Genomic DNA, 1,849 nt, shown 5'->3' with positions numbered 1-1,849 from the left:
GGTGTACCAGCTTTTGAGCCCTCGGCCCATGCAATGGTATTTGTAGCTGACGCACCAGGGCTGCGGCCAATAGGTGATCGTTTTGTGCTCCATCATGTACAGGCTGATGTACTCCTGCTCGATGCGGATGTCCTTGCGGATCTGCTCGTGGTGGGCGGTGAAGTGGTCCAAAACATCGGCTTGGGCCCCTGCCTCGAACAGGAACACCGATGTGTTGCCGACGCCGTTTTGGTAGGCCCAGTCCTTGATCACCACAAAGTTTTCGTTGAAGTCGAACAAGGCATCGAGTGAATCGGTGATCACGACATCCAGGTCGAGAAACAGCGTTTTCCCCTTGATGTCGTACAAGGGGTTGACGAAACAACTGAGCTTCAACCAGCCATCGCCTTTGACCCAGGGTTCCAGCCGATCGAATGCCGGAAATCCGGTTGGTGGAATCGGTTTGGTCTCGATATCCGCCTGAATGCCTTCGGGGTGTTCGGTCAGGCAAATGAACCGGTGCGGCCGCGACAGGTGGCGCGCAACCATATTGCGCAAAGTATTGACATAGTCTGCACCATACTTGGAGCCCCATTTGATGCAGATGACGTTAACGGGTTCCATAAGTGGGCTCCGGCTTTGCGTTGCGAAAGTGGGTGGACATCACCAGCGCCAAAGCGGAGATGAAAAAATAGCCCTCGGGCCTGATCAGAAGCGCACTGTCGAACAGGTTGGCCATCAGCATGATGGCCACCAAGGGAATGGCCAAGCGCAGGCTGCCTATTTGCTTGCGGTATGCGGCATACACCGGAGATGCCATGAATACCAAGAGGAACAACACGCCCACCAACCCGTTTTCAACACCTGTGAACATGAACTGGTTGTGCGGTTGCGGACATCCAATGGAACACATTTGGTCATCGGCAAACCGCTCTTTGGCCAATTGGGGGTAACTGCCTGTTCCATGGCCCAGGATCGGCGCTTCTGCGATCAGTTGGGTGGAAATGTGCCACATCTGCAAACGGGCGCCCATCGACGAGTAGTCGTTGGTGAATTTGAAATCGACGATTTCCTGATAGCCCTTTTGAAACCTATCTTGCAGCGTGGAAGAACTCAGCACCAAGGCCGCTGCCAATGCCAGGCCCAGCGGGATCGCAACCAACAGCCTGCGCCTGGGAAGGTGCACGACCGCCGCCGCCAGAAAACCCGCCAACAGACACAAATGACCGGTCCGGCTGGCGCTGAGATGGGTCACACTGATGGTGGCCAATACGGCGACGGTCAGCCAGAGAATCTTTGATTTTCTAAGCTGCGCAATGAGACCTCGGTGAAGCGCATAAATGGTGAAAAACGACATGGCCATGCTTTGGGCAATGTGGTGGTAAAAAACACCGTGGTCGTCGCCCAAATCAGCTGCATAGGTTCTTGTGCCGGGAATGTCCAGCCAGATGTCGGCATATACCGCCAACAATGTGATCATCATGCCGGCCACATAGGCCCAATGTGCTCGGTTGAGCCATTTGCTGCTGCTCAACAAGGTCCACACCAAGGGAATATAAAGCAGCTTGCTGAACACCAGAATGTCTGCAGCAATGAGATGGGCATCGGCGATGCTGTACAGCCCGCCCAATGCAACGATGCCAAACAAGGCAATGGCGGCCATGGCCATCGGATTTCGGTATATCGATCGGAATCGGTTGCCGAAATCGCCTGAAAAAATCCAGCCCAGCAACATGAGCAACGCCGACAGGTTGAAGAGCGCGCGCGAAATCGGCATGGAAATCATCATGCCCAATACACCCACACGCCCCAAGCTCAGGCTGATATTCTGAAAAGACCGGGCTTCAATCATGGGATGGCGGGGTGGATT

The 1,849-nt window shown here is 54.6% G+C and carries 2 protein-coding genes; both read right to left on the bottom strand.

What is annotated here, in order from left to right:
* A partial coding sequence (locus ABYB95_RS22745; protein WP_372662386.1) for a glycosyltransferase occupies window positions 1-603 on the bottom strand: 603 nt, incomplete at its 3' end.
* On the bottom strand, window positions 590-1,849 hold a 1,260-nt coding region (locus tag ABYB95_RS22740), incomplete at its 5' end, for an O-antigen ligase family protein (RefSeq protein WP_372662383.1). The genes ABYB95_RS22740 and ABYB95_RS22745, both read right to left, overlap by 14 nt.

The organism is Hydrogenophaga sp., assembly GCF_041633695.1.
In the GTDB taxonomy this organism is placed as follows: domain Bacteria; phylum Pseudomonadota; class Gammaproteobacteria; order Burkholderiales; family Burkholderiaceae_C; genus Hydrogenophaga.
The sequence above is the reverse complement of the archived record's forward strand: the minus strand, read 5'-3'. Positions and strand labels throughout refer to the sequence as shown.